Source organism: Phocaeicola coprophilus DSM 18228 = JCM 13818 (assembly GCF_000157915.1).
GTDB classification, from domain to species: Bacteria; Bacteroidota; Bacteroidia; order Bacteroidales; family Bacteroidaceae; genus Phocaeicola; species Phocaeicola coprophilus.
The window spans coordinates 167,873-171,426 of the sequence record NZ_EQ973632.1 but is presented as its reverse complement, the minus strand read 5'-3'; the positions used below and the strand labels follow the sequence as shown (position 1 = coordinate 171,426).

At 48.3% G+C, this 3,554-nt stretch carries 3 protein-coding genes; all 3 read right to left on the bottom strand.

The window, feature by feature from the left end:
- Positions 1-135: 135 nt before the first annotated feature.
- Positions 136-831: a hemerythrin domain-containing protein gene (locus tag BACCOPRO_RS02305; RefSeq protein WP_040311068.1), complete on the bottom strand. Its 696-nt coding sequence runs from the start codon at positions 829-831 to the stop codon at positions 136-138.
- Between the two features lie 113 nt (positions 832-944).
- Entirely contained in the window at positions 945-2,096 is a 1,152-nt protein-coding gene (locus BACCOPRO_RS02300) for a cytochrome d ubiquinol oxidase subunit II (protein WP_008140525.1), read from the bottom strand.
- A 28-nt stretch (positions 2,097-2,124) separates the two neighbouring features.
- On the bottom strand, positions 2,125-3,554 hold a 1,430-nt coding region (locus BACCOPRO_RS02295), incomplete at its 5' end, for a cytochrome ubiquinol oxidase subunit I (protein WP_008140524.1).

Here is a 3,554-nt window from a genome sequence, read left to right as displayed (position 1 = left end):
GCTGCAACCCCTCTTTCGAAGTTATCTCCACGGTCTGCACATTTAAGTCCGGCAGACGCTTCAAAACAGCAACCAGTCCTGAACGGACGATCATGGACGTTTCAGCCACAGCTATATGTATGATTTCCTGCGATTTCATTTTGCCTCCTTTTCCAGCTCCATAATGGCAGGCACAAACAGGTAATCTTCCACCCGGTTGTGCGAAGCCAGATCTTCTTCACAACTGAATATATCGAACAAGGTCGCATTCAGCAACTGATTGTCACCGCTGGCCGGATAATATTTGATGATAATATTTTTCAGTTCAGTCAGCTTGGCATTGATCTGATCATGATGTCTTGCAAAGACACCGATGCTGTATCCCTCGGGATGTTCTCCCCGGAGCAGCTGCTCAACATAGACAAACACTTTTTCGTTTTCATATTCCATGTGCTTGCGTACCTCATTGACATACGCATCATAGAACTGAATGATCAGAAAAGCAACTTCATTCTCCCCGGAACAGTCGATCGCTTCAATCAGCTTCTTCCGGATGGCAGGCAGCTGAAAATCCAGGAAATAATGATGGGCATTCTTCAGGTAAGTCATCAGAGCCGGAACCGACAGTTCCTCCAGATGATCCTGCATCCGGTCGTTCTCTTCTGTCAGAAAGTTCACCACAATCAAAAAAGTATTGCAGTCGACTCCATTCATCTCGCAGACCTCCCTGACCGACTTGTCCCCGAAACCCAGTGATACGCCGAAACGGCTCAGCACCTGCAACAGGGCATAATTCTCACAGATCAGGTCGCTCATTTTATCAGTCGATTTATAACTTCTCGGTCTACACATATTCAATACACTATTCATCTGTTTCTCGGGATGCAAAGTAAGACAATTCATACGGGACATGCAATCCCCATTATTCGGTATATTGCATGCCCCGCAGGTTTCCAAATTCTTTATCAATATGTATGGTCATGTTCCTTCATCTCGTCTGCCGTAATCGGCTTGCGGTCAATGGCACGCCAGGCATAAATGATATATGCCAACACGAAAGGAACCAGAACAGACACGTATGCCATCGTAGTCAGAGTGAACTGACTGGAGCAACTGTTTGCCAGAGTCAGCGAACTTTGCAGGTCAGCCGTAGACGGATAATAGGCTGTGTGATTATACCCTACGGTCAGCAGCAAAGCCAGTACTGTCAATACCGTACCGATTCCGGCCGGCCAGATACCCCGGACATACTGTTTGCAGAAGATGCTCTTCCCTATCCCCCACAAAACACCGGCAACTCCCAGCAGGAACAATACCAGCAGATAAGGCATGGCCAGCAGGTTATGGAAATACTTGAACGGTTCCATATATATTTCACCTGTTTCCGGAACTACGGCAAAACCGTCTTTCAACAAAGTACGGATCACGAAAGCCAGAAAGAATACCAGGAAAGGAACAGCATCACTCACCAGCTGCCGGCGGCTTCTGAGATTGAGATCTTCATGACGGATATTGTTCAGGAAATAAAGTGTACCGAGCAGACGGGCAAGGAAGAATACGGCAAAACCAAGAACCAGATTCCACGGATCAGCAAAAGCATCCAGCCCATGCCAGCCGTTGGCCCACTGGCTGATGACAGGCATCATCTCGTCAGTCAGATTTCCTTTGCTGACCATAAAATTCGAGCCATTGAAAAAAGTCGCTACCGCTGCTCCCAGCAGAAGAGGTCCGACAATCCCATTCAGAACCAGAAAACGCTGATAGGTACGCTTGCCCAGCAGATTTCCCAGCTTGGACTGGAATTCATAAGAAACGGCCTGCAATACGAAGCTGAACAGAATGATCATCCATAACCAGTAGGCACCTCCGAAACTGGTGCTGTAGAACAATGGGAAAGAAGCAAAGAAAGCTCCTCCGAAAGTAACCAGTGTCGTAAAGGTAAACTCCCACTTCCGTCCGGTAGAGTTTACCAGCATGGTGCGCTCTTCTTCCGTACGTCCCAATGTAAATAATAGGGAATTTCCTCCCTGAACAAACAACAAAAACACTAACAGGGCTCCCAGCAAAGACACCAGAAACCACCAGTATTGTTGTAAAAAGATATAAGTTGCATCCATAATTTTCCTGTATTATTTTAATCTTGATTTATTCTATTGCTCCCGGACCCTTCTTAATTGCTTTCAGCATAATGCCGATCTCAGCCACAAGCAGAACGGTAAACATGATTAAGAAGATAAAGAAGGTGGTCTGTACTGAACCGGTTTCCAGACGGGAAATCGCGGCACCAACCGGCAACATGTCCTGAATTGTCCAGGGCTGACGTCCGACTTCGGCTACAATCCACCCTGCCTGACTGGCAATATAGGCAAGCGGGATACTCCACACTGCCAGCCAGTGAAGCCAGTTAAACCGCTCCAGCTGTTTTTTCCAGCCCAGGAATAAGACCACGGCAAAGAAAGCAATGAAATAAACACCCAGTCCGACCATTACGCGGAATGACCAGAACATCAGCCCCACATGAGGTACCAGAGACGCCGGGTCCTTGATGTATCCGTATCCGAAATAAGGCATGTTTTCATCGAGCACCTGACGGGCAGCCGCCATAGAAGCCTCATCACCAGCTTCACGGGCTTTCCGGAAATCAGCCAGTGCAGCAATTGCTTTTTTCCCACAGGCTATCTTCTCTTCTGCAGAAAGAGCAGTCTTTCCATCAGGAGTTTCATAACCTCCGGCCAGGATGTTATTGATACCCGGCACATAACCGGCAGTCTCATGTGTAGCCAGATATGACAGCATTTCGGGAATCTTCAGACTTCCGACCACGGTCAGCGGTTCATGAGTGCCGCCGTCATACAAAGCCTCCATCGCTGCAAGTTTCATCGGCTGCACTTGCGCCACCTGATAAGCCGACTTGTCTCCGGTTCCGGCTGTTACAAGAGCGGCAATCAGCCCGATCACTCCAGCCACCCTGATACTGGCCAGCGCAAAACGGGTTTCACGTTTCCGGATCAGGAACCATGCACTTACACCGATCACAAAGACTGCTCCCACAATCCAGCTGCTCAAAACCGTATGCAGAAATTTCATCACGGCTACCGGTGAAAAAGCAACCGCCAGGAAGTCTACCATCTCATTACGCATCGTTTCCGGATTAAATTCCATTCCAACCGGATATTGCATCCAGGAGTTGGCCACCAGAATCCACCATGCCGAAAAGGTTGCTCCCAGTCCCGTCAGCCAGGTAGAAGCCAGATGGAAACGCTTGCTTACCTTATTCCATCCAAAGAACATGACCGCAATAAAGGTGGCTTCCATAAAGAAAGCAACGATCCCTTCGATAGCAAGCGGAGCTCCGAAAATATCACCGACGAACCAGGAATAGTTACTCCAGTTCGTTCCAAACTGGAATTCCAGGATCAGTCCGGTGGCTACCCCCACTGCAAAATTAATTCCAAACAAACGCATCCAGAACTGAACCGTCCGCTTCCAGAACTCATCTCCGGTACGTACATACAATGTCTCCATCGTTCCCATCACAACGGCCAGTCCCAAAGTCAATGGAACAAAAAGCCAGT